A 22,450-nucleotide genomic window follows, 5' to 3' on the forward strand; every position below is an offset into this window, starting at 1 on the left:
CTCGGTGTAAATTGTGGTGGTGCTTTGGGGGGTGGTTCTTTTTCGGTGGGGGGGGGTCGGCGTGGGGGGGCCGCACCGCCTGCGGCGTGCCGCCCCCCTCTCGCGTACGTCCTACGGCTTGGGCTTGAGGTTCTCCCCGTCGATCCCGAGGCCGGGGAGGAGCCCGGGGAGCAGCGGGGGAAGGGTGACGTCCGGGGCGGGGCGGGGCGAGGTGCTGGGCTTGTCCTCCGGGGTCGGCTGGGGGAGCCCGTCCGTGGGGAGGTCGTCGAGCAGTCCGTCCGAGCCGCCGCCGAGGAGGCCGTCGTCGGGGGTGGGGTCCGAGGAGCCGGGGGAGTCGGAGGAGTCCGACGGCTCGGGTGCGGTGCTGGAGTCGGGGCGGCCCTCGGAGGGGGCCGGCGGGGCGGGGGCGGGGTCGTCGGTCCGGGGGGTTCCGGTGTCCGGTGTGGTGGTGTCGGTGCGTCCGGTGTCCTCGCTGCCGCCCGGGGGGCGGGGGAGGAGGGACTGGAGCGGGGCGACGTCGTCCTCCATGGCCTCGAAGACGGAGCTGACCTGGTCGCGGATGTCGGTGAGCTGGACGGGGAGCCGGTCGCGGAGGCTGCTCCAGGCGGAGCGGTGCGAGCGGGAGAAGGTGTCCAGGGTCTGGATGGGGCCGATGGAGCCGTCGCGCTGGTACGCGGAGTGGAGCAGGCGGTGGCCCTCGGAGGCGTCGTGGGACATGCCGTTGAGCGCGCGTCTGACGGCGCCGAGGGACTCGTGGTCCAGCTCGCCGGCGCGGCCGCGCTCCATGAGTCTGCGGGCCTCGCTGAGCCGGGTGGAGGCCTGGTCGAGGTAGGCCTCGCCGCGGTCGGCGTCGCCCTTGGCCATGCCGAGGCTGATGTCCTCCATCCCGCGCTTCAGCCCGTACAGCGAGTCACCGGGGAGGGCGTCGGAGCTGGCAGCGGCCACTCCGCCGAACGCTCCGGCTGCCACACCCACGGTGAGCCCACCGGCGGTGAGCCCCTTCGCCCAGCGGGAGCGGGGCCGCAGTTTGCGCAGTGGGGAGGCCCGGTGGGCCCCCTTGCCCCGTTGTACGGGCACCGTAGGGCCCGTCGATGCGCCGCCCTCGGCGAACATGGCCTCCATGGCGGCGACGAGCTGGGCTCGCTGCACCACTTTGACCTCGGGGTCCAACTGCGGCTTCGGTAGTTCACCGAGGCCGTTCGCCAAGGCCAACAGCGGTCCGCGGTCGGCCTGGTCGGCCGGCTCCTCGGGCTGTACGGCCGCCGCACCCTGGGGGGTCTGCTCCTCCAGGGCCTGGGCGAAGGCGTTCGCCCGCCGGTGTGCCGAAACGTTTGCGATCACTGGCGGCACCTCCTCTCGTCATGACGGTCGACTCCCCTGGCGGTCCGGAAGGTTGCCCACCTTGAGCGTTTCCACTCGATGGAGTGAGTGGTGACGGACAGGGCGTGACGGCAGGGGGCCTGCAACCGGCACAACGAGCGCCTCGGCACTTGGGTTACGCACGAAAGATGATCGGACCAGTGCGTGAGGGGACGGTCACTTTCGGGCAGGGGGTACGGCGGTCCGGGGTCAGCGGGCGTCGTCCGGCAGGAGCCGGGCGAGCGTCCGGACGGCGCGGTACTGCAAGGTCTTGATCGCGCCTTCGTTCTTTCCCATCACCCGGGCCGTCTCGGCGACCGAGAGGCCTTGCAGGAAGCGCAGTGTGACGCACTCCTGCTGCTGTGGATTGAGTCGGCGCACGGCCTGGAGCAGTGCGGCGTTGGAGAGGGACTCCAGGACGGAGTCCTCGGGGGAGCGCGCCACCTCGTTGGCGTCGAGCATTTCGCCGGTGGTCACTTCCAGTCGGAACCGACTGGATTTGAAGTGGTCGGCGACCAGGTTGCGAGCGATGGTGACCAGCCAGGCGCCGAAGTCGCGGCCCTGCCAGGTGAACGTGGAGATACGGCGCAGCGCGCGGAGGAAGGTCTCACTGGTGAGGTCCTCCGCGGTCGCCTTGGCGCCCACGCGGTAGTAGATGTACCGGTACACGGTGTCGCTGTACTGGTCGTACAGGCGGCCGAAGGCGTCGGCCTCGCCGGCCTGCGCGCGCTCGACGAGATCCATCATGCGCGCGCTGTCGCTGTCGGCCGTGGGACGGCGGACGGTCGACGTGGTCGAGGCGGCGCGGGTGCTGCGTCTTCCGACCGCCGCGCTGCGTTCGGCCATGGCGTAGCAGGGGCCGGCAGGTGCAGGGGTGGCGAAGGCGGGGACGGCGTACGCGGTGGGGACGAAGCCGCGCAGGCGGTCAATGACCGATGCACGCAGCGTAGCCAGGCCCGAGGCGTCAACCCCGACGTGTGGGTACACGGGACTCCCAGAGGCAGAGCTTCCATCACGAGCAGTTCGAAAAACGTCACTCGTCGTAGCGAGCGGCGGTCTCCGTGATGCGTCTGAGGAGAATAACGCTTCGTGCAGGCGGCACTACACCCAGTTGTCTAAATCACCGATTACGTCGTTTCTTGTATCGCTAAGTGACGCATCAGGCAGCACATCGTGACCACTTATTGATCGGATTGCTTCGCGATCTGTCGCTCTCCCGCGTGGCGCCGGGTTGACGGGCACAGCGCGTTGCTTGCGTCCGGCGTGGGCCGCGGTCAGCGGCGGCGGCGGTGCAGGGCGAGGGCGGCGGCGGTGCCGCCCGCCAGCGCGCCGACCCCGGCCGCGGCGGGGATGCCGACCTTGGCCGCCTTGCGGCCGGTGCGGTAGTCGCGCAGCCGCCAGTCCAGGGAGCGGGCGTGCTTGCGGAGCTTGGTGTCCGGGTTGATCGCGTAGGGGTGGCCGACCAGCGAGAGCATCGGGATGTCGTTGTGCGAGTCGCTGTAGGCGGCGCACCGCTCCAGGTCCAGGCCCTCGGCCGCCGCCAGCGCGCGTACGGCTTCGGCCTTGGCGGGGCCGTGCAGCGGCTCGCCCACCAGGCGGCCGGTGTAGACGCCGTCGACCGACTCCGCGACGGTGCCGAGCGCGCCGGTCAGGCCGAGGCGCCGGGCGATGATCGTGGCGGTCTCCACCGGGGCGGCGGTGACCAGCCAGACGCGCTGGCCGGCGTCGAGGTGGGCCTGGGCCAGGGCGCGGGTGCCGGGCCAGATGCGGTCGGCCATGTACTCGTCGTAGATCTCCTCGCCGATGGACATCAGCTCGGAGACCCGGTGGCCCTTGACGATGGAGAGCGCGCTGTCGCGGGCGTCCTGCATGTGCTCGGGGTCCTCGACGCCGGCCAGCCGGAACCACGCCTGCTGCCAGGCGAAGCGGGTGAGTTCGCGGCGCTCGAAGAACTTCCGCTTGTACAGGCCCCGGCCGAAGTGGAAGATCGCGGCGCCCTGCATGACGGTGTTGTCGAGGTCGAAGAAGGCGGCGGCCCGGTCGTCCCCGGCGACGGGGAACGCGGGCTCCTCGGGGGCTTGGCCGGTTGCCTGGCCGGTTGCCTGGTCGGGGGGTCCGGTCAGGAGGGCGGACTCGTCCTCGGCCGAGGTCTTGCGCGCCGCCTCGGCCGCGGCCTCGCCTGCCAGGACGCTCCGTGCGGTTGCGGAACGCCTACGGGGGGTGAGCCATCCAAGTGCGGCCATGCGGTGAGCATAGCCAGTCCGCCGGTACGTGCCCGACCTGCCGGGATGCGACGGCGTGAACTCTGCGGGGCCGAATCGTTAATCGGGCGATTCCGGGCGGTCCGCCGTAGCGCTGGGCGGGCGCAGAATGAGAGGCATGAGCCCTCTGCTGCGCCGTACGAAGAAGAAGCCCGCCGACCGGGTGGTCACCCTGGTGGGGAAGCCCGGCTGCCATCTGTGCGAGGACGCCCGGGCGGTGGTGAGCGCGGTCTGCGAGGAGACCGGTGCGTCGTGGGTGGAGAAGGACATCACCGAGGACGAGGAGCTGTACAAGGAGTACTGGGAGCAGATTCCGGTGGTGCTGATCGATGACGAACAGCACACGTTCTGGCGGGTGGACCCGGCGAGACTGCGCAAGGCGCTGGGGGCGGACGTGAAACTCGGTTAACATCGTGGGCGTTTTGAGTGGTCTCGGGGGCGTAGACATGAGGAGTGTGTACCGCTTTGCCCCCTTCGAGGCTGCAACGGGATGATGCGGTCCTTGGTTCCGGGATCGCGCGGGCAATGTGCGTGACCCCGGTCACTTTGACCGGACAAAACGGACACTATCTTTGTGCACGCGTTCACAAAGACATAGCCTGCATTCGACGGGGCGGTCTTGGGACATACGGCCGCCTGCAGCCCCGCTCATCCCGCAGGAGCACCGTGGCAACTGGCCGAACTCACCGACCGGCGACCCGTAGCCGAGGAATTCCCGAGGCCACCGTCGCCCGACTTCCGCTGTACCTGCGCGCCCTCACCGCGCTCTCCGAGCGATCCGTACCCACGGTCTCCTCCGAGGAACTGGCCACCGCCGCCGGGGTCAACTCCGCGAAGCTGCGCAAGGACTTCAGCTACCTGGGCTCCTACGGCACCCGTGGTGTCGGGTACGACGTCGAGTACCTCGTCTATCAGATCTCCCGCGAGCTCGGCCTCACCCAGGACTGGCCGGTCGCCATCGTCGGCATCGGTAACCTCGGCGCGGCCCTCGCCAACTACGGCGGCTTCGCCTCGCGCGGCTTCCGGGTCGCGGCGCTGATCGACGCAGACCCCGCCATGGCCGGTACGCCGGTGGCCGGGATCGCCGTCCAGCACACGGACGACCTGGACCGGATCATCAGCGACAACGGTGTGTCCATCGGCGTGATCACCACCCCGCCCGGCGCCGCCCAGCAGGTCTGCGACCGGCTCGTGGCCGCCGGGGTGACCTCCATCCTGAACTTCGCGCCGACCGTGCTCTCGGTCCCCGAGGGCGTCGACGTACGCAAGGTGGACCTCTCCATCGAGCTGCAGATCCTGGCCTTCCACGAGCAGCGCAAGGCCGGCGAGGACGCGTCCGCCGACGGCGAGGACCCCGAGGCGCCGCCGATGCGTGCCACGCCCGCGAGCCGGAAGGGACCCGACGGGGACATGCCCGCCGTGATGCCGGCATGAGCCTCCTCGTCGTCGGGCTGAGCCACCGCAGCGCCCCCGTCTCCGTACTGGAGCGGGCCTCCCTCGCTGCCGACACCCAGGCCAAGCTGCTCCAGGACACCCTCGCCGCGGAACCCGCGACCGAGGCCGCCGTGCTGGCCACCTGCAACCGCATCGAGCTGTACGCGGACGTGGACAAGTTCCACGCGGGCGTCGCCGAGCTCTCCACGCTGCTCGCCCAGCACAGCGGCGTCGGGCTGGACGAGCTCACTCCGTATCTCTATGTGCACTACGAGGACCGGGCGGTCCACCACCTCTTCTCGGTGGCCTGCGGTCTGGACTCGATGGTCGTCGGCGAGGGCCAGATCCTCGGCCAGATCAAGGACGCGCTCGCGCGCGGCCAGGAGCTGCACACCGCCGGACGGCTGCTCAACGACCTCTTCCAGCAGGCCCTGCGGGTCGGCAAGCGAGCCCACAGCGAGACCGGGATCGACCGGGCCGGGCAGTCGCTCGTCTCCTTCGGGCTCCAGCAGCTCGCCGCCGGGGCCGACCCGGGCCTCTGGGCCCGGGGCAAGCGCGCCCTGGTGATCGGCGCCGGCTCGATGTCCTCGCTGGCCGCCGCCACCCTGGCGCGTACCGGGGTCGCCGAGATCGTCGTCGCCAACCGGACCCGCTCCCGCGCGGAGCGGCTGGTGGAGATCCTCCAGCAGGGCGACGACACCACCGTGCGCGCCCACGCCGTCGAGATGTCCGCGGTCGGCGACGAACTGACACGTGCCGACGTCGTCGTCTCGTGCACCGGCTCCACCGGCCTCGTCCTCACCGCCGACGCGCTGGCCGACGCCCTCGGCGTCACCCTGGACGCCCCGGCCGAGACGCCCGCCGTCACGGTCGTCCCGGCCCCCGCCGACGTCGACCAGCACGCCGCCTGGGTGGAGAACGGTTCCACCGCCTCCGCGCCCGAGGCCCCGCGCCGTGTCACGCTGCCCGCGCAGCCCACCGGACCGGTCAAGCTGGCCCTGCTCGACCTCGCGATGCCGCGCGACATCGACGGCGCCGCCCACCGCATCGACGGTGTCCGGCTCGTCGACATCGAGTCGCTCGCCGACGCCTCCGCCGACGCGCCGATGGCCGCCGACGTGGACCAGGTCCGCACGATCGTCGCCGACGAGGTGGCCGCCTTCGGCGCCGCCCAGCGCGCCGCCCATGTCGCGCCGACCGTGGTCGCCCTGCGCACCATGGCCGCCGACGTGGTGGCCGGCGAGATCGCCCGGCTGGACGGCCGCCTCCCCGACCTGGACGAGAAGCAGCGCGCCGAGATCACCCAGACCGTGCGCCGCGTCGTCGACAAACTCCTGCACGCGCCCACCGTGCGGGTCAAGCAGCTCGCCAGCGAGCCCGGCGGCGCCGGGTACGCGGACGCGCTGCGCGAACTCTTCGACCTCGACCCGCAGACGGTGGCCGCCGTCTCCCGGGCCGACCTGAACGACCCGAATAGAGGGCGGTCATGACCGACAACTCATCGCCGGGCGCGGGCAACCCCGCGCCGCTCCGGCTGGGCACCCGGCGCTCCAAGCTCGCCATGGCCCAGTCCGGCCTCGTGGCCGAGGCGGTCCGCGAGGTGACCGGGCGCGCCGTCGAGCTCGTCGAGATCACCACGTACGGGGATGTCTCCCGTGAGCACCTGGCGCAGATCGGCGGCACCGGTGTGTTCGTCGCGGCCCTGCGCGAGGCGCTGCTGCGGGGCGAGGTGGACTTCGCGGTCCACTCGCTCAAGGACCTGCCGACCGCCCAGCCCGACGACCTCGTGCTGGCGGCCGTGCCGCAGCGCGAGGACCCGCGCGACGCGCTGGTGGCCCGCGACGGGCTGACCTTCGGGCAACTGCCCGACGGCGCCCGCGTCGGCACCGGTTCGCCGCGCCGGATGGCGCAGCTCAACGCGTACGCCCGCTCGCACGGCCTGCGGATCGAGACCGTCCCCATCCGGGGCAACGTCGACACGCGGATCGGGTTCGTGCGGGACGGGGAGCTCGACGCGGTGGTCCTCGCCGCTGCCGGGCTCAGCCGCCTCGGCCGCAGTGGTGAGGTCACCGACTTCCTGCCGGTCGACACCGTCCTGCCCGCTCCCGGCCAGGGAGCACTGGCGATCGAGTGCGCTGCGACCAGCGCCGACCTCGCCGCCGCGCTCGCCGAGCTCGACGACCCGTACACCCGGGTCGCCGTGACCGCCGAGCGTGCCCTGCTCGCCGCCCTGGAGGCCGGCTGCTCCGCACCTGTGGGTGCGCTGGCCGACCTCCTGGTCGACGGACAGGTTGTCAACGAACTGCGCCTGCGCGGAGTCGTCGGTACCACCGACGGTTCCTCGCTGGTACAGCTGTCCACCACCGGTCCCGTCCCCACGTCGCACGACGACGCGGCGGCCCTCGGTCGCGAACTCGCGGCCGAGATGCTCGCCAAGGGTGCGGCCGGTCTTATGGGGGAGCGAGCACTTTGAGCCCCACCGGCCCCGCCGCATCCGACTTTCCTGCCCTGTCCCCACGAGGTCAGGTCACCTTCCTCGGCGCCGGTCCCGGCGACCCGGGACTGCTGACGCTCCGCGCCGTCGAGGCGCTCGCGTGCGCGGACGTCCTGGTCGCCGAACCGGACGTTCTCGACGTCGTTCGCGGTCATGCGCGGGCAGGCGTAAGCACGCCTGAGCTGACGGTTGTTGACGTGTCGTCAACAGCCGTCGGAGTACCCGTTCTCAGGGACGCGGCCAATCTTGTCATGGAGGCCGCCAAGGGCGGCAGGCGGGTGGTCCGTGCTGTCGCGGGCGACCCGGGCCTGGACGGGAACGCGGGCGCGGAGATGCTCGCCTGCGCCGCCGCCGGGGTGCCCTTCGAGGTGGTCCCGGGCGTCGCGAACGCCGTCGGCGTGCCCGCGTACGCCGGGGTGCCGCTGCGGGACGCGCAGGGCGCCGACGTGCGCTTCGTCGACGCCCGTACGGCGTCCGACCGGTGCTGGAGCGAGGTCGGCGCGAGCGACGCGACCGCCGTCGTCTCCACCACGCTGGACTCGGTCGCGGCGGCCGCCGGTGAGCTGGTCTCGGCGGGCCGCAAGCCCGACACCCCGCTCACCGTGACGATCGCGGGCACCACCACCCGCCAGCGGACCTGGACGGCGACCCTCGGGACGATCGCCCAGACCCTCAAGCAGGCGAAGGTGCTCCCGTCGCCGGAGGGGCACCGGCCGGTCATAGCCGTGGTCGGTGAGCGCAGTGCCGCCGCCCAGCGCGACCAGCTCGCGTGGTTCGAGTCCAAGCCGCTGTTCGGCTGGAAGGTGCTCGTGCCGCGGACGAAGGAGCAGGCCGCGTCGCTCTCCGACCAGTTGCGTTCGTACGGTGCCGTCCCGCACGAGGTCCCGACGATCGCCGTCGAGCCGCCGCGTACGCCCCAGCAGATGGAGCGCGCGGTCAAGGGCCTGGTCACCGGCCGCTACGAGTGGATCGCCTTCACCAGCGTCAACGCCGTCAAGGCGGTCCGGGAGAAGTTCGAGGAGTACGGGCTCGACGCCCGTGCCTTCGCCGGGATCAAGGTCGCGGCCGTCGGTGAGCAGACCGCCGCCGCCCTGGTCGACTTCGGTGTGAAGCCGGACCTGGTGCCCTCCGGTGAGCAGTCCGCCGCCGGGCTGCTGGAGGACTGGCCGCCCTACGACCCGGTCTTCGACCCGATCGACCGGGTGTTCCTGCCGCGTGCCGACATCGCCACCGAGACCCTGGTGGCCGGGCTGATCGAGCTGGGCTGGGAGGTCGACGACGTCACCGCGTACCGCACGGTCCGCGCCTCGCCGCCGCCGGCCGACACCCGCGAGGCGATCAAGGGCGGCGGCTTCGACGCGGTCCTGTTCACCTCGTCCTCGACCGTCCGGAACCTGGTCGGCATCGCGGGCAAGCCGCACAATGTGACCGTCATCGCCTGTATCGGCCCGGCCACCGCGAAGACCGCCGAGGAGCACGGCCTGCGCGTGGACGTGCTGTCCCCGGAGCCGTCCGTGCACAAGCTCGCCGAGGCGCTCGCCGCCTTCGGCGAGCAGCGGCGGGACGCGGCGAAGGAGGCCGGTGACCCGGTGACCCGGCCGAGCGAGCGCCGCCCGGGGGCGCGCCGGCGCCGGACGACGACGTAGCAGCGTTTTACGGGGGTGGTGGGCCCGGTCGCTTCGGCGGCCGGGCCCACTGCTGTTCCCGCGCCCTTTCCCGGCGCGGGTGTCGGTAAAGGGGTGGCGGGGGCGGGTCTATCGTCGAAGGATGACTGCGTACGGAAACTTCCCCGGCTCCCGTCCCCGCCGGTTGCGGACGACCCCGGCGATGCGGCGGATGGTCGCCGAGACCCGGCTCGACCCGGCGAACCTGATCCTCCCCGCGTTCGTACGGGAGGGCATCGACGCCCCGGTCGCCGTCTCGGCCATGCCCGGGGTGCACCAGCACACTCTGGACACGCTGCGGAAGGCGGCCGTCGAGGCGGTGTCGGCCGGGGTCTCGGGGATCATGCTCTTCGGGGTGCCGGAGGACGCGAAGAAGGACGGCCGGGGCACGGTGGGCACCGACCCGGACGGGATTCTCCAGCTCGGGCTGCGGGCGGTCCGGGAGGAGGTCGGCGACGACCTGGTGGTCATGTCGGACCTGTGCCTGGACGAGTTCACCGACCACGGCCACTGCGGGGTCCTGGACGCCGACGGGCGGGTGGACAACGACGCGACCCTGGAGCGGTACGCGGAGATGGCCCAGGTCCAGGCGGACGCCGGGGCCCATGTGGTGGGCCCCAGCGGGATGATGGACGGCCAGGTCGGGGTGATCCGCGACGCACTGGACCAGACCGGGCACGAGGACGTGTCGATCCTCGCCTACACCGTGAAGTACACCTCCGCCTTCTACGGCCCCTTCCGTGAGGCCGTCGGCTCCTCGCTGACCGGCGACCGCAAGACCTACCAGCAGGACCCGGCCAACGCCCGGGAGTCGCTGCGGGAGCTGGCGCTCGACCTGGAGGAGGGCGCCGACATGGTCATGGTGAAGCCCGCCGGGCCGTATCTGGACATCCTCGCCAAGGTCGCGGAGTCCGTGGCCGTGCCGGTCGCGGCGTACCAGATCAGCGGTGAGTACGCGATGATCGAGGCCGCCGCCGAGAAGGGCTGGATCGACCGGGAGAAGGCGATCCTGGAGAGCCTGACCGGGATCCGGCGGGCCGGGGCGCAGATGATCCTCACCTACTGGGCGACCGAGGCCGCCCAGTGGCTCGGACGTGGCCGGGGCTGAGCGTCGTGCTCAGGGGCTGCCGGCTCCGGTCTCCTGGAGCCGGTGGGCCTCCTTGATGGAGAACCGGGCGCTGTCCCGTACCAGCGGGTCCTGGTCCGCGCGGGCGGTGGAGTCCAGGGCCATCGCGACGAGCGGGTCCGAGGTGTAGGGCGCCAGGCTCATCGCCGCGTACTGGCGGACCAGGTCCTCCTCCGGTTCCCGCAGGGCGGTGAGCAGGGCGCGGCCGGCGCGGCGGCGGAGGTCGGGGTCGTCCGGGGGCCAGACCCGCAGGACGGTGGCGCTCTCGACGCGGGCGAGGTCGTACTCCTGCGCGTCCGCGACCACCGAGACGAGGAACGGCAGCGCCTGCGCGTTGGCGTCCAGTTCGGTGATGATCTCGCGCTTGCGGTCACTGCCGGGGGGCAGCGCGCGGTACTCGGCTATCAGGCGTTCGGCGGCTTCGGCCGCTGCCGCCGCTGCCGTGGTCGGGGGGTGCGTGTCGTTCATGGGGGTGGACACTTTCTGTCAGGGCCAGTCGACCAGTGCCATGAATGCTACGAAAGTGACCACGACGGTGGCGGGTGCGGCCAGTGCCAGGCCCACCCGGGGGCCCGCGTTGCGGAGCTGCCAGGGGGTGGCCCAGCTCGCGATGAGGGCCATCAGGGTCAGCAGCAGGCCCACCAGCAGGACGGTCCACGCGGGGCCGAAGCTCGCGTCGAAGCGGTCGGCGGCGGTGCCGTCGCAAGAGTCGCACGCCATGGGTGTGAGGCCGCCGATGAACAGGGCCACGAGTGCCATCGGCAGGGTCACGATCGTGGTGATCAGCGGGGCGATCCAGGCGCGGGGGTCGCGTGCGGTGTCGGGCATGCGTACGAGTCAACCTCGGGCGGCGGCCGCTCGCATGAGTACGGGTGCTCAGCCGTTCAGCCGCCTAGCTGCTCAGCCGTCCACGCCCGCGCGTCGGGTCACGCCCGCGCGTCGAGCCAGGTTCGGGCCTCGTTCACCTCGCCGGCCGTGAGGGGCGGGCGGACCTGGTCCGGGTGGCGGAGCACATAGTGCTCGCGGGCCGCCTTCAGGCCGATCGCGCGGGCCTCGGCGGAGAGGCGGGGGTCGTCCGCCACCTCTTGGGCGCGCCGCCACCAACTGTGGCTGCGCGGGTCGAACGCGTAGTGCCACAGCGGCTGGGCGGGGTCGGCCACGCCGATCAGGACCCGGTGCAGGACGTACTGCCTGATGCCCGGTTCACCGATCAGCCGTTCGGCGACCAGCAGGGGGTGGGTCCCGTCGAGGCGGGCGCGGAGCAGCACCCAGGTCATGAGGTGGCCGGTGTCGTGGGCGCCGGAGGCCACGAACTTCCACAGCTCGGCGGCTCGGGTCTCGTCCGGCGCGCCCAGGTGGGTGAGGAGGCGGAGCGGGGACTTCCAGAGCGGCTTGGACTTCGCCCACCAGGCCAGCAGGTCGGCGGCGGCCGGGTGGGCGAGGTCCTGGGCGAGGCAGGTGAGGGTGACCAGGGGGTGGCGCCACTCGGTGTAGGTGGTGCGGTACTGCTTGGCCAGCTCCTTCTTCCAGCGCGGCAGGAGGGCGAGCAGCTCCGTCTCGGTGGCCTCGCCGTGGGCGTGGAGCAGCTCCAGGCAGAAGGCGATGCCCTGGACGCCGGTGGCGGGGTCGGCCAGCCGGTCGCGCAGCCAGCGGATGTCGGCGGGGGAGAGCGTGCGGTAGCGGTGCCAGAGGTCGCCGAGCGCGCCTTCGTAGCTGGTCAGGTCCGGGCCGGTGCCCGCGAGGAGGTCGTCGCGGGCGGCCTCGTACCGGTCGGCGGCGGCGAGCGCGTCGGCCGCCTCGGGGCCGGTGAGGCGGGCCGCTTCCTCCCGTACGAGGGTGAGACGGTCGTACGCCGCGTGCGCGGCCGCCACGCGGAGGGGGCGGGGCAGGCGGTCGTCGGTGGTGAGGCGGACGGTGGTGAGGGCGGCGAACGCCTGGGTCGCCTCGTGGGTCTCCTGCGGGTGGGCGGCGCGCCGGTTTGTCGTCACGGCGGTGCGGAGCGCGGTCAGCAGGGCGGCTTGGGCGGTCGGGGCGGCTTCGTGGGCTGTGAGCTGTTCGGAGAGCGTACGGGCCGCCTGGTGCGGGTCCGGTTCGTGGAGCGCCCGGTACGTGTGGAACCAGGCGGGGACGGCGCTGTCGTGGCCGGCCAGGGCCATCGTGCGCACGGTGGCCAGGGCCTGCGGGGAGGGGTGCTCGGCGAGGGTGCCGGCCGCGTCCGGGCCGAGGGCGGCAGCCGTGTCCCAGGCCTCCTCCCGCTCCTGACGCAGCAGCGCGTTCAGTACGGGCCACCAGCCGGGCCAGGCGGAGAGCCGGCCGGCGTACTCCTCTTGCCAGGCGGACAGCAGCCGTGACGTCTCGTCCGGCGTCAGCGCCCCGCGCAGCTCCAGCGCGCCCGCGAACCCCGCGACCCGCCGCAGCTCGACCGGGGTGGCCAGCCGGTCGTGCAGCCACCGCTCCTCGGGCCCGGTGAGGGGTGCGGAGGAGCCGTGGTGGTGGCGGGTCGTGCCGAGCCGGGCGAGGAACTGGCGTACCCCGGCCTCGTCCTGAGGGTCGGGCAGCCCGTCGGCGTCCTGCCGGGTGACCCGGTCCAGCCGGAACGCGCCCCGCGGGCCGCTGTCGGTGATCCGGTAGCCGTCCGGGCCCTCCCCGAGACCGGCGGCGACGGTCGCGTGGTCGCCGCCCCAGTGCAGGTACAGCTCGCCGGTGAGCGTGCCGGTGCGGTCGAAGGCGGAGTGGGACTGCCAGTGCCAGTACGCGAAGGAGGTGCCGGTGGCGAGGGACCGGGCCGCGAACAGCTCGGCGGCGTCCTCGTGGCCGTCGGACTGGGTGTAGCGGCTCCGGGTGGGCGGCGGGAGCGCCAGAAAGCCTGTGCCGCCCAGGGTCCGCCACCAGGCCGTGATGCGGGAGAGGTCGGAGTGCCGCTGCGCCTTCAGTCCCACCAGAACGACCATGCTTCCTGGTTCAGGATCGCCTTCTCCGCGTAGACGTCGAGGTCGTACGGCGGGGACTGGTCGATGTTGTCCGGGCAGAACGCGTAGTGCTCGGCGGCCAGGGCGCGGGCCTCCTCGGTGGTGGCCGGCGGGCGGCCCACGGAGACGATCATCGTGTCGAAGCCGAGCGCGACGACCCGTGCGTCGTACCGGTCCTCCCAGGAACGGAGCACCGCGCAGAGCCGGGCCACGTCACCCTCGTGGTTCATCGGGCCCGACCAGCCGATCGCCGCCGGTATGTCGGCGCTGCGGCGGGCCGGGACGAGGGCGATCCGGGCGCCGCCGAGCGCGTCGTCCGCGCCGGCCGCGATGACGCCCGCGAGCCCTGCGGCCACCGTGTCCGGGTCCTCGGGGGCCTCCCGGGCGGGGACGGGGGCGGGCGCGAGGCCGGGCCAGGAGCCGGGGCCGCTCTCCTCGCTTTCCTTGCCCTCCTCGCCGTGTCCGGGCTCCGCCGCGCCGTCGCCCAGCTCGTCGGCCGCGTAGTCAGCCCAGTAGCCCGCGAGGACCTCTTCCGCGTCGTGGTCGCCGGGATACGTCGTGCCGTCCGGGCAGAGGTCCCAGTCCTCGGGCCACTGGTCGCGGTGGCCGCCCGTGACCAGCACCGGCAGCAGCCCGAGCCGCCGCCCCGCCGCCCGCAGGGCCGGCCAGTCACGCGGGGCCGCCGGGCCGTCCGCGTACCAGAGCAGCGGCTCGGGCCAGGGGCCGTCCAGCGTGGCGTCCACCAGGGAGCCGGGCGGGAGATCCAGGCCGGAGGTGGCCAGGGTGGGCAGAGGATTCGGGAGCGTCGCCATGGTGGGGAGCCTAGGGGGCGGCACTGACAACGCCCCGTGCGGCCGGGGCGGTGGCGCAGGCCGGACGGCGGGGCGGGTGCGGGGCTAGGCCGTGGGGCCGGGCCCCGCCAGGCCGTCGGCGAGGTCGCCCGGGAGCAGCGGGCGCATGAAGGTGCGTTCGTAGCGCAGTACGCAGCCGCTCTCGTCGCGGATGCGGTCCGCCTCGGTGAAATCCGGGTCCCGGCCGAACAGGTGCCGGTACTCCTCGTACGCGGCCAGGCTCGGGAAGCTGAACAGGGCCAGCGCCTCGTCGCTCGCGCCCTCCGCCGGGAGGAAGTAGCCGTGGTGCGTGCCGCCGTGGGCCTGCACCAGCTCCATCCAGCGGGTGCCGAACCGCTCAAAGGCCGCGATCTTCTTCGGGTCGATGGTGTACCGCACGACGCAGGTGATCATGCGTCCAGGCTAGGCCGCTTCCCCCGTGCCGACGCCTGTTCCGGGAGGGCGCATTTCCCGGTGGATCGAGTGTGACAGGCGTATCTTCGAGCCCCGTTGTGCGCCGCCCGGCCACCGCCGGCCGGGCCGATCCCGCAGGAGCCGCCGTGAACAGGATCATCACGTCCATCTCGCTCTCCCTCGACGGATTCTTCGAGGGGCCCGACCACGACATCGACTGGCACACCGTCGACGAGGAGGTGCACCAGCACTTCAACGACTACTTCCGGACCATGGGCGGGTTCGTGGAAGGGCGCGTCACCTATGAGCTGATGGAGGAGTTCTGGCCGACCGCCGATCAGGACCCGGCCAACGAGGGCCCGATGGCCGAATTCGCGGGGATCTGGCGGGACACGCCGAAGTTCGTCTACTCGCGGACGCTGGAGCGCGTCGGGCCGAACGCGACCCTGCTGCACGAGGTGGACCCCGAGCAGGTGCGCGGCCTGCGGGACGCCGCCTCGGGGGATCTGGCGGTCGGCGGGGCGGAGCTGCTGGAGTCGTTCCGGCAGGCCGATCTGATCGACGAGTACCGGATCTACATCCACCCCGTCATCCTCGGCGGGGGCCGCCGCTTCTTCCGGGACGCGGAGGAGCGGCAGGGGCTGCGGCTGGTGGAGACCCGGACCTTCGGGAACGGGGTCGCGATGCTCCGTTACGAGACGGTCCGGGCGTGAGGCTTACGGCGATGCGGGGTCAGACGGTGGACGCGTAGGCGGCGAACGCCGACCAGGCCGTGGTCGCGACGGTGAACGTCGGGCCCTCGATGTCCTTCGAGTCACCGACGTGTACGGCGGCGGGGTGCGCGGCGATCTCGACGCAGGCCCCGCCCTCGTCGGAGCTGTAACTCGACTTCCGCCAGTCGTAGGCGACTTCGAGGCACTGGCCGCCCTCGCCCCCGCTGTAGCTCGACTTGAACCAGTTCAGTGCTGCGGTGCTCATGTTTTTCCCAGTAAACGGGCCAGCAGGCGCAGGGTCTCAAGAGGGGTGAGCGCCTGGGCTCGCAGCATCGCATATTTCTGGGCGAGGATGCTGATCTCATTCCGGTCCGAGATCAGGTGGCTGCCGCGCTGGATCTCGGAGTACGCGATGTGCTGGTGGTCTTGGGTTTCCAGGAGGGTGAAGGGGCCGTCCAGGCTCGCGTGGGCCCTGCTGTCGAGGGGGAGCACCTGGAGTCAGACGCCCGGGAGTTGAGCCATCGCGTAGAGGTGGCGTAGCTGTTCCAGATGCTCCTCGTCCGACGTCAGCTTCATCGTCAGGACCGGCTCCCAGATCACCATGCTGATCGTCGGCGGCTTCTTCCGCTCCAGGATCTGCTGGCGTTGCAGCCGCGTCACCGTCTGCGTCTCGATCTCCTCCGGGCTGTAGGCCGGGATCTTGTTGCTGAACACCGCGTCTGCGTACGCCTTGGTCTGGAGCAGGCCCGGGATGACCTGGTTGTCGTACCAGGAGAGCGCCAGCGCCTCGTGTTCCATGTTGAGGTAGTGCTCGGCCCACAGCGGAATCAGGTCGTATTCCGGCATGTTGTCGACCGCCGTCGCCAACGCGCCGTTGGTGTCCAGCAGATCGTCGATCGTCTCCGCCAGATCCGGCACGAGCGAGCGTCTGCCCTGCTCGATGGAGGCGATCGTGTCCTCCTGTACGCCTGCGGCCAGGGCCAGTTCGACCTGGGTCATACCCGCATCGGTGCGGAACCGGGCCAGGAGCTTGCCCACGAGCTTCATCGTCGACGCGCTCTTACGCTGTCGCTTTCTGGGGTGCATACGGTTCCCCATGCCACCCCGGAACCCTCTTCACGCACGCGCGACCCGTACAAGAAATGTGTACGGGTCGCGCCTGGTTACAGCACGTCAGCCGCTGGCCCGGGGTGCTGCCGCAGGTCAGTACATCAGTGCGGTTTCGACGTCCGACTGCCAGTAGGTGACGAAGCCCAGGCCGTCCGTGTAGGTCTTCGCCGGGAGCTTCAGCGTGGCCTCGCCCTTGGACTTGTTGTTCTTGTCGACCATGATCACGCCGAGGTTGGCGCTCTTGACCGGCTTGTTCTCGCCGGGCTCGCCGAGCAGGCCGACGCCCGCGTACGCCTCCTGGCCGGGGGAGAGCACGACGACCGCCTGCGGCTTGCTGTCGTCGAGGATCGGGTAGACCGCCTGCGCGTTGTCGAAGCGGAGGAAGGGCGCGTGGTACGCGGCGCAGTCCTTGGAGCCGGTGTTGGTCACCGTGAGCAGCAGGTGGTTGATCGGGCGGGTCACCGAGGAGACCTTGACCTTGGAGTTCTTGGGCGTGCAGGCCGGGATCGCCGTCGCGTTCGTGTTCGACTTCGCGGTCGGCGCCGTCTCCGACTTCTTGCTGGGGGTGCCGCCGTTGCCCCCGGCGTGCTTCCCCTCGGACGGGACGGTCTGCGTCTCGGGTGCGCCGGCCTCCGGCGCGTCCTGCTGCGCCTTGCCGTCGGTGCTCGTCGCGGCGGGCGTCGCCGTCTCGGCGGTACCGGCCGGCTTCGTCCCCAGGGCCTCGTCCTCGCCGCCGCAGGCGGTGAGCGAGAGGGCGGCCACCAGGGCGGTGGCGGCGATGGCGGTGGTGCGGATGCGGTTGGTGCGCATGGCGGTGGTACTCCCCGTACTCGGTTGAACTGCGGTGTTGCCGCTGTGGTCTGGTCCGAGCTTGTGGGGTGGCGGATTCCGGCCGCAACGCCTGGCGAACCATTGGGGATGCTGGAACGTCTACGCGTACGGTGACCTGCGGGAATTCCGCGTCCCTGGAACGCCGTTCCGGGACGGACGAGGGAGGGGAACGCCGTCGTGGCGACGCCGGAGGCCGAGCATTTCGCGGCCCTGCTGAAGGAACTGAAGGACCGTTCGGGGCGTAGCTACGGGGTGCTGGCCGGGAGACTGCACGTCAGTACGTCGACGCTCCACCGGTACTGCAACGGTGACGCCGTCCCCAACGAGTACGCCCCCGTCGAGCGGTTCGCCCGGTTGTGCGGGGCGGCGGGGGACGAGCTGGTGGAGGTGCACCGGCGGTGGATCGTGGCGGATGCGGCCCGGCGGCGGCCGGCGGGGGTGGGGGCAGCGGGGGCTGGGGCGGAGGTGGTAGCTCCGGGCGCGGCTGAGCCTGTTCCCGAGCCTGATGCCGGGACCGCAGCGCCCGTGGTCACAGACACGCCCGCGCCCCCCGCCTCCCCCTGGGCCCGCCTCTCCCGGCGTACGCGGATCCTCATCGCCGCCGCCGGGGTCGCCGCCCTCCTCGTGCCCACCACCGTCGTCGCCGCCGACCTCGTCGGGTCGCGGGCGGAGGACCGCGCGAGCGCCCCGGGTCCGGGGCCCCGGGCGGCGGACGACGACACCTTCACGCCGCCCGCCGCCACCGACCCCCGGCCCTCGCAGACACCGGGCTCCCCCTCCCCGAGCTCCTCCCCGTCGCCCTCCGTGTCCTCCGGCGCGCCGTCCGCCGCGCCCTCGGCCGAGCCCGGCGCGCCCGCCGGTTCCGCCGGTTCAGCCGGTTCCGCCGAGAAGCAGCAGCACGGCGGCACCCGTACGGGCCTCGGCGCGCCGCCCGCCGTCACCATCTCCTCGTACAACTGGGAGGAGCCCTGCGGGCAGTTCTACCTCCTGGACCGGGGGCCGGAAGGGGTCGCTCCACCGCCCGCGCCCCAGGACCGGCGTGGCTGGGCCCGGTCGTACGGCGGGGTGGAGGGCGGGAACATGCGGCTTCAGTTGACCGCGCAGGGCACCTCGCGCGAGGCCGTCGTCCTCAAGGGCCTCTATGTGCGCGTGCTCTCCCGTAAGGCGCCGCTGCCCTGGTCGGCGTACCTCATGGGCAACGGCTGCGGCAGCGGCATCGCGCCCCAGACCTTCGCCTCCGACCTTGATGCCGGGCACCCGGTCATCACGCCGGTGCCGGGGTCGCAGGGTGACCGGGTGATCCCGGCCGTGCCGTTCCCGTACAAGGTGTCGTCCGAGGACGTGGAGGTGTTCAACCTCGACGTGAAGACCACCGGGTACGACGTGACCTGGTACCTGGAGCTGAAGTGGAGCAGCGGCGGGCGTGAGGGGATGCTGCGGATCGACGACCACGGGAAGCCGTTCCGTACGAGTGGGATGCGCGGGCGGCCGATGTACACGTACGGCAACGACGAGGTGAAGTGGGAGCCGTACCTGCCGGGTTGAGCCGGCTGGGGGAGGGGCGGGCCGCTGTCCGTGGCAGCGGCCCGCCCCCGTTTCATGAGGGGGTCGCGCCCCAGCGGCGGAGGTCGAACGTCGGGTGCTGGGCGGCGGCGTTGGCGTCGCGCCAGATGCGCTGGACCGGCGCGTCGTCGTAGATCACGGCCGAACCGGACGCCTCGTACACCGCGTTGACGACCTCCCGGCACCGCGTGCCCGCGTACGCGATGTCCCGGCGCATCCGGGCCCGCTCCTCCGCTGTGCCGCCCGGGGTAGAGGAGGCGGCCAGGGTGTCCAGGTCGGCGAGGAGCATCGCCCGCGCGGTGTCGACCGTCGCCGTGAGCGCGGAGACGTCGAGCCCGGAGGCGCCGCTCGGGGAGCCCGCGTAGGCGTCCAGGGCCGCCCGGGCCGCGCCCAGCAGCACGCCCGCGAGCGCCACCGTGCCGACGGCGGCGAACGCCATCCGGTACGGGGTCGTGCGCGGGCGGCCGTGGGGTGAGGGGTTGACCGGGTCGAGGGCGGAGAGCGGGAGCACGCGGTGGTCGGGGACGAGGAGTTCGGGGACGGTGAACGAGCGGCTGCCCGTACCGCGCAGGCCGCTGGTGTGCCAGTCGTCGATGCCCACGGTCCGCTCCTGGGGGAGGAGCATGACGTGCGGTTCGGGGTCGGCTCCGGGGGCGGGCGGGGCGCTGACCCCGGCGACGATCCACTCGGCGTGGTCGATGCCGGAGCAGAAGCGGCCCCACATGCCGCGCAGCAGGTAGCCGCCGGGGACGCGCCGGGCGGGCGGGCCGGCGAGCTTCAACTGGAGGGCGACGCGGCTGGAGGGGGCGGCGAACACCTCCTGGCGGGCCTCCAGGGGGAACTGCGCGACGGTCCAGGTGTTGCCGCCCATCACCGCGCGCAGCCACCCCACCGACGCGCAGCCCCGGGAGAGCTCCTCGGTGGTGAGGAGCGCGGTGGCGAAGCCGAGGCCGCCGCCGCCCCAGACGCGCGGGGTCAGGACGTCGAAGAGGCGGGCGCCGTCCAGGAGGCGCACGGCCTCGGCGGGCAGGGCGCGGAGCCGGTCGGCCTCGGCCGCGTACGTTCCGAGGCGGGGCGCGATCGCGCGGGCGGCGGCGACCGCCACGTCGTGCGAGACGGTCGGGCGGGGCGCCTTCTCCGTGGGCTGCGGACCGGTCGGGCGGGGGGTGTCATGGGCGTGCGGCGGGGCGGCGCTCTGCGGACCGGTCGGTACGGGGACGGTGGCGGCAGCGGTCACGAGAAGCTCCAGGGGGGTGTGGGCCGGGCGCAGCCGTCGTGGGTGAAGTACGGGGAGAGCGCGGGGTCCTGGGGGAGTGCGGCGAGGTCGGTGACCACGGCACGGGCGGGGATACCGGCCGCGTGCAGGCGGCCCAGCCAGGCGGCGGTGGGGGCGGTGGCCAGTTCGGCGGGGGTCGTTCCGGCGCCCGCGCCGACCGCGATCAGGCCGTCGGCGGTCGGGGCGACGAGACCGGCCTCCGCCGGTGCGGTCCCCGGGGCCTCGTCCAGGCCGCGCAGCAGGGGCCGCAGCAGCACCCGGGAGGCGCCGAGCAGCGAGGAGTCGACGCGCAGCCGGCCCGTCGCCGCGCCGGACTCGCGGGCCAGCAGGGCCGCCAGGACCGACTCGGCCGCCAGGTGGCCGCCGAGGATGTCCAGCAGGGCCACCAGGGAGGGGGCCGGGGTGCCGTCGGGCGTCCGTACCGTGTCGGCGACGCCCGACCACGCCTGCACCATGGGGTCCGTCCCCGGCGGGCGCGGCCCGTCGGGTGCGCGGTCCCAGGCGGAGGCCCAGGCGTAGATCAGCCCGGGGCGGGTGCGGGCCAGGTCCGCCTCGTCGAGCCGGAGGCGGGCCGCCTCGCCCGGGGCCCAGGTGTGCAGGAAGACGTCCGCCTCCGCCACGGTCTCGGCGACCGCGCGGCGCCCCGCCGCCGTACGGATGTCGATCTCGCGGACCTCCTTGCCCGCGTTGAGCGCCGCGAACCGGGCGGAGACCCCGCCCGCGAGCGGCGCCGCCCCGCGCGCCGGGTCGCCGCCGGGCTGCTCGATCCGGATGACGTGCGCGCCGAGGGCCTGGAGCACGGAGGTGGCCAGCGGGCCCTGGACGCCCCGGGTGGACTCGACGACGCGCAGGCCGCCGAGGGGGAGTTGCGGGAAGCCGGTGTGGGGGCGGGAGGAGGGCGAGGCGGAGGTGTACAGGGGTGCCGGGAGGCCGTCGCCCTGGTCCCGGGGGAGTTCGCGCAGCTCCCAGGGGTCGTCGTCGTACCGTACGTCGCTGTCGGCGCGCCGGTCCGCGAGCGTGCGCAGGGCGCAGAGGCCCATGCCGGTGTGCTCGGCGATCAGGAGGAGGTCGGCGTAGCGGTGGCGGGCCGCGCACTGGGCGAGCGTCGTGATCAGCGGGGCGGCGGCCCGTGCGTGGCGCGCGGCGAAGGCCCGCCAACTGTTGGCGATGTCCTTGGCGGGGGCGCCGACCGCCTTCCAGAAGTCGCGCCAGGGCTGGACCGCGAGGGCCTCCACCTCGAACCGGACCCCGTCGGCCGAGAGGAACGGCGGCCGGGCGGTGCGTCGGTAGGGCGGGCTCGGGACCTCCTCCGGCTCGTCCCCGGCCGTGGCGGCGGCCACGTACGGGCCGAGCGAGAAGAGGGCCGCCTGGGCCACGCTGACCCGGGCCGAGCGGACCGGGGTGGAGCGCAGGCCGGAGAGGGCGGCGGCCAGCAGAGCCTGGGTGGCGACGGTTCCGGCGAGGGTGCCCAGGAAGTCGGTGCCGAGGGGGCGGGGGCCGCCGTTGGCCCGGCCGTGGAGGGCCATGAGGCCGGTCGCGGCCTGGGCGGTGGTCTCGTCGAAGGGGGTGGGGTCGCCGGTGGGCCAGCCGCGCAGGGTGAGGTCCGTGCCGCGGGCGTGGTGCGGGCCGCCGAGGCCGATGACGGTCTCCGGGCCGGCCGTGGCGTACCGGTCCCGGGCCGGGGCCGCGCTCCCGTCCGGGTGCCAGGGGCCCGAGGCGGGGCCGAACCGGGCGCCGAGCCGGGTGAGGTGGTCGCGGACGACCTCGGTGGCGGTGGCGAGGCCGGTGGGCGGGGCGGGCGGCAGGTGGACCAGGTGGCCGTCGAGAGGGAGGGCTTCGCTGGTGGTGAGCGGGGAGAGCGGTGGCGCGGATGTCAACGGGTCCTCCGGGGTGGTCCGGTGGTGGTGTCCGGGGCGGGCGGCGCGGTTCGGACGACCGGAGACGAGCTGCTAGTTAGGTTAGGCTAACCATACTCATCCTGGCGGCGAGACGGAGGGTTTCCGTCGGATCGGGCCGCGTGGCGCGGGAGTTGGGGCCAGGAGGGCCCGAAGGGTGGAGCGGGGCTGAGTCATGCCCGTACCGAGGAGTACAGTCTCCGACGCCCTGGCTAGCCCGTCCCGGTGCGGCGACGCTCCGGACGGCGGGCGGCCCCACCCCCGTACCCCCAGGTGACCGATGTCCGGCATAGCCGAAGCCTCCGAACGAGCCGAACAGGATCCGCGCGACCGCACGCAGACCGGCGCACAGACGGATCTCGATCCGGAGGTGTGCGAGAGACGCTCCTCGCGGCTCAGGCGCAGGCTGGAGCGGTTGATCGGGATCGCGGCGACGGAGGGGAATGCGCTGATCCCGCTCCGTAACGGTGATCAGATCTTCGGTGCGATGCTGAAGGCGATCCGTGAGGCG

The 22,450-nt window shown here is 72.9% G+C and carries 20 protein-coding genes and 2 pseudogenes; 9 read left to right on the forward strand and 13 right to left on the reverse strand.

Translation table 11 applies throughout. The features are described 5' to 3' along the window. Window positions 1–111: 111 nt before the first annotated feature. The 3 genes from ACFWRT_RS36310 to ACFWRT_RS36320 form a co-directional block, all read right to left on the reverse strand. Window positions 112–1,341 (reverse strand): DUF5667 domain-containing protein, encoded by a 1,230-nt coding sequence (locus ACFWRT_RS36310; protein WP_380955617.1) that lies wholly within the window; start codon window positions 1,339–1,341, stop codon window positions 112–114. Between the two features lie 228 nt (window positions 1,342–1,569). Further along, window positions 1,570–2,346 (reverse strand): ECF subfamily RNA polymerase sigma factor, BldN family, encoded by a 777-nt coding sequence (locus tag ACFWRT_RS36315; protein WP_380955619.1) that lies wholly within the window; start codon window positions 2,344–2,346, stop codon window positions 1,570–1,572. A gap of 287 nt (window positions 2,347–2,633) precedes the next feature. Further along, a complete protein-coding gene (locus ACFWRT_RS36320) occupies window positions 2,634–3,602 on the reverse strand; it encodes an HAD family hydrolase (protein ID WP_380955621.1) in 969 nt (322 codons plus the stop codon). 136 nt (window positions 3,603–3,738) lie between these two features. On the opposite strand from ACFWRT_RS36320, the gene ACFWRT_RS36325 reads away from it, so the two are divergent. The 6 genes from ACFWRT_RS36325 (at window position 3,739) to hemB (ending at window position 10,320) form a co-directional block, all read left to right on the forward strand. Further along, window positions 3,739–4,029: a glutaredoxin family protein gene (locus tag ACFWRT_RS36325; RefSeq protein WP_018512652.1), complete on the forward strand. Its 291-nt coding sequence runs from the start codon at window positions 3,739–3,741 to the stop codon at window positions 4,027–4,029. A gap of 257 nt (window positions 4,030–4,286) precedes the next feature. Further along, window positions 4,287–5,054 carry a redox-sensing transcriptional repressor Rex gene (locus tag ACFWRT_RS36330; protein ID WP_326705167.1) on the forward strand — a complete coding sequence of 256 codons (768 nt, stop codon included), beginning with the start codon at window positions 4,287–4,289 and terminating at the stop codon, window positions 5,052–5,054. Beyond that, on the forward strand, window positions 5,051–6,544 hold the full coding sequence (locus ACFWRT_RS36335; RefSeq protein ID WP_380955623.1) for a glutamyl-tRNA reductase: 1,494 nt from the start codon (window positions 5,051–5,053) through the stop codon (window positions 6,542–6,544). Before ACFWRT_RS36330 ends, ACFWRT_RS36335 begins: the two co-directional genes overlap by 4 nt. After that, window positions 6,541–7,527 carry a hydroxymethylbilane synthase gene (hemC, locus tag ACFWRT_RS36340; RefSeq protein ID WP_380955624.1) on the forward strand — a complete coding sequence of 329 codons (987 nt, stop codon included), beginning with the start codon at window positions 6,541–6,543 and terminating at the stop codon, window positions 7,525–7,527. The genes ACFWRT_RS36335 and hemC overlap by 4 nt, the downstream gene beginning before the upstream one ends. Beyond that, window positions 7,524–9,194 (forward strand): bifunctional uroporphyrinogen-III C-methyltransferase/uroporphyrinogen-III synthase, encoded by a 1,671-nt coding sequence (locus ACFWRT_RS36345; RefSeq protein WP_380955625.1) that lies wholly within the window; start codon window positions 7,524–7,526, stop codon window positions 9,192–9,194. The genes hemC and ACFWRT_RS36345 overlap by 4 nt, the downstream gene beginning before the upstream one ends. Window positions 9,195–9,315: 121 nt before the next feature. Beyond that, window positions 9,316–10,320, forward strand: a complete 1,005-nt coding sequence (hemB, locus tag ACFWRT_RS36350) for a porphobilinogen synthase (protein ID WP_380955626.1) — start codon at window positions 9,316–9,318, stop codon at window positions 10,318–10,320. A 9-nt stretch (window positions 10,321–10,329) separates the two neighbouring features. On the opposite strand, the gene ACFWRT_RS36355 is transcribed toward hemB, so the two are convergent. The 5 genes from ACFWRT_RS36355 to ACFWRT_RS36375 all read right to left on the reverse strand — a co-directional run bounded on the left by ACFWRT_RS36355 (window position 10,330) and on the right by ACFWRT_RS36375 (window position 14,551). Beyond that, window positions 10,330–10,806 carry a hypothetical protein gene (locus tag ACFWRT_RS36355; RefSeq protein ID WP_380955628.1) on the reverse strand — a complete coding sequence of 159 codons (477 nt, stop codon included), beginning with the start codon at window positions 10,804–10,806 and terminating at the stop codon, window positions 10,330–10,332. 18 nt (window positions 10,807–10,824) lie between these two features. After that, window positions 10,825–11,166, reverse strand: coding sequence for a hypothetical protein (locus tag ACFWRT_RS36360; protein WP_380955629.1), 342 nt, complete (start codon window positions 11,164–11,166; stop codon window positions 10,825–10,827). A gap of 98 nt (window positions 11,167–11,264) precedes the next feature. Continuing rightward, window positions 11,265–13,289, reverse strand: coding sequence for a hypothetical protein (locus ACFWRT_RS36365; protein WP_380955630.1), 2,025 nt, complete (start codon window positions 13,287–13,289; stop codon window positions 11,265–11,267). Next, window positions 13,268–14,119 (reverse strand): DUF4253 domain-containing protein, encoded by an 852-nt coding sequence (locus ACFWRT_RS36370; protein WP_380955632.1) that lies wholly within the window; start codon window positions 14,117–14,119, stop codon window positions 13,268–13,270. Before ACFWRT_RS36370 ends, ACFWRT_RS36365 begins: the two co-directional genes overlap by 22 nt. Window positions 14,120–14,203: 84 nt before the next feature. Beyond that, window positions 14,204–14,551, reverse strand: coding sequence for an NIPSNAP family protein (locus tag ACFWRT_RS36375; protein ID WP_380955633.1), 348 nt, complete (start codon window positions 14,549–14,551; stop codon window positions 14,204–14,206). Window positions 14,552–14,697: 146 nt separating this feature from the next. Here ACFWRT_RS36375 and ACFWRT_RS36380 point away from each other — a divergent pair, with 146 nt between their 5' ends. Beyond that, entirely contained in the window at window positions 14,698–15,264 is a 567-nt protein-coding gene (locus ACFWRT_RS36380) for a dihydrofolate reductase family protein (protein ID WP_380955634.1), read from the forward strand. 19 nt (window positions 15,265–15,283) lie between these two features. Here the strand turns inward: ACFWRT_RS36380 and ACFWRT_RS36385 are convergent, their stop codons facing one another. The 3 genes and pseudogenes from ACFWRT_RS36385 to ACFWRT_RS36395 form a co-directional block, all read right to left on the reverse strand. Continuing rightward, window positions 15,284–15,529, reverse strand: a complete 246-nt coding sequence (locus ACFWRT_RS36385; protein ID WP_380955636.1) for a DUF397 domain-containing protein — start codon at window positions 15,527–15,529, stop codon at window positions 15,284–15,286. Beyond that, window positions 15,526–16,311: pseudogene (locus tag ACFWRT_RS36390) on the reverse strand (helix-turn-helix domain-containing protein). The gene ACFWRT_RS36385 and the pseudogene ACFWRT_RS36390 overlap by 4 nt, the downstream one beginning before the upstream one ends. Before the next feature lie 156 nt (window positions 16,312–16,467). Continuing rightward, the gene (locus ACFWRT_RS36395) at window positions 16,468–17,184 is read right to left on the reverse strand and encodes a DUF4232 domain-containing protein (protein WP_380955638.1); all 717 of its coding nucleotides are present in this window, start codon (window positions 17,182–17,184) and stop codon (window positions 16,468–16,470) included. A 198-nt stretch (window positions 17,185–17,382) separates the two neighbouring features. On the opposite strand from ACFWRT_RS36395, the gene ACFWRT_RS36400 reads away from it, so the two are divergent. Continuing rightward, window positions 17,383–18,750, forward strand: coding sequence for a helix-turn-helix domain-containing protein (locus ACFWRT_RS36400; RefSeq protein WP_380955639.1), 1,368 nt, complete (start codon window positions 17,383–17,385; stop codon window positions 18,748–18,750). Between the two features lie 52 nt (window positions 18,751–18,802). Here the strand turns inward: ACFWRT_RS36400 and ACFWRT_RS36405 are convergent, their stop codons facing one another. Both ACFWRT_RS36405 and ACFWRT_RS36410 read right to left on the reverse strand, forming a co-directional pair. Beyond that, complete coding sequence (locus tag ACFWRT_RS36405) at window positions 18,803–20,005, reverse strand: acyl-CoA dehydrogenase family protein (protein WP_380955641.1); 1,203 nt, start codon at window positions 20,003–20,005, stop codon at window positions 18,803–18,805. Further along, entirely contained in the window at window positions 20,002–21,921 is a 1,920-nt protein-coding gene (locus ACFWRT_RS36410; RefSeq protein WP_380955642.1) for a CoA transferase, read from the reverse strand. Before ACFWRT_RS36410 ends, ACFWRT_RS36405 begins: the two co-directional genes overlap by 4 nt. A 298-nt stretch (window positions 21,922–22,219) precedes the next feature. On the opposite strand from ACFWRT_RS36410, the pseudogene ACFWRT_RS36415 reads away from it, so the two are divergent. After that, a pseudogene (locus ACFWRT_RS36415) lies at window positions 22,220–22,450 on the forward strand (cardiolipin synthase B); the annotation flags it as partial.

Source organism: Streptomyces cyaneofuscatus (assembly GCF_042718795.1).
Taxonomy (GTDB): domain Bacteria; phylum Actinomycetota; class Actinomycetes; order Streptomycetales; family Streptomycetaceae; genus Streptomyces; species Streptomyces cyaneofuscatus_A.

Bases quoted from the DNA above. Each gene is read 5' to 3' on its own strand.
- ACFWRT_RS36320 (WP_380955621.1), bottom strand. From the start codon at position 3,602: ATGGCCGCACTTGGATGGCTCACCCCCCGTAGGCGTTCCGCAACCGCA.
- ACFWRT_RS36325 (WP_018512652.1), top strand. From the start codon at position 3,739: ATGAGCCCTCTGCTGCGCCGTACGAAGAAGAAGCCCGCCGACCGGGTG.
- ACFWRT_RS36335 (WP_380955623.1), top strand. From the start codon at position 5,051: ATGAGCCTCCTCGTCGTCGGGCTGAGCCACCGCAGCGCCCCCGTCTCC.
- hemC (WP_380955624.1), top strand. From the start codon at position 6,541: ATGACCGACAACTCATCGCCGGGCGCGGGCAACCCCGCGCCGCTCCGG.
- hemB (WP_380955626.1), top strand. From the start codon at position 9,316: ATGACTGCGTACGGAAACTTCCCCGGCTCCCGTCCCCGCCGGTTGCGG.
- ACFWRT_RS36355 (WP_380955628.1), bottom strand. From the start codon at position 10,806: ATGAACGACACGCACCCCCCGACCACGGCAGCGGCGGCAGCGGCCGAA.
- ACFWRT_RS36360 (WP_380955629.1), bottom strand. From the start codon at position 11,166: ATGCCCGACACCGCACGCGACCCCCGCGCCTGGATCGCCCCGCTGATC.
- ACFWRT_RS36365 (WP_380955630.1), bottom strand. From the start codon at position 13,289: ATGGTCGTTCTGGTGGGACTGAAGGCGCAGCGGCACTCCGACCTCTCC.
- ACFWRT_RS36370 (WP_380955632.1), bottom strand. From the start codon at position 14,119: ATGGCGACGCTCCCGAATCCTCTGCCCACCCTGGCCACCTCCGGCCTG.
- ACFWRT_RS36375 (WP_380955633.1), bottom strand. From the start codon at position 14,551: ATGATCACCTGCGTCGTGCGGTACACCATCGACCCGAAGAAGATCGCG.
- ACFWRT_RS36385 (WP_380955636.1), bottom strand. From the start codon at position 15,529: ATGAGCACCGCAGCACTGAACTGGTTCAAGTCGAGCTACAGCGGGGGC.
- ACFWRT_RS36395 (WP_380955638.1), bottom strand. From the start codon at position 17,184: ATGCGCACCAACCGCATCCGCACCACCGCCATCGCCGCCACCGCCCTG.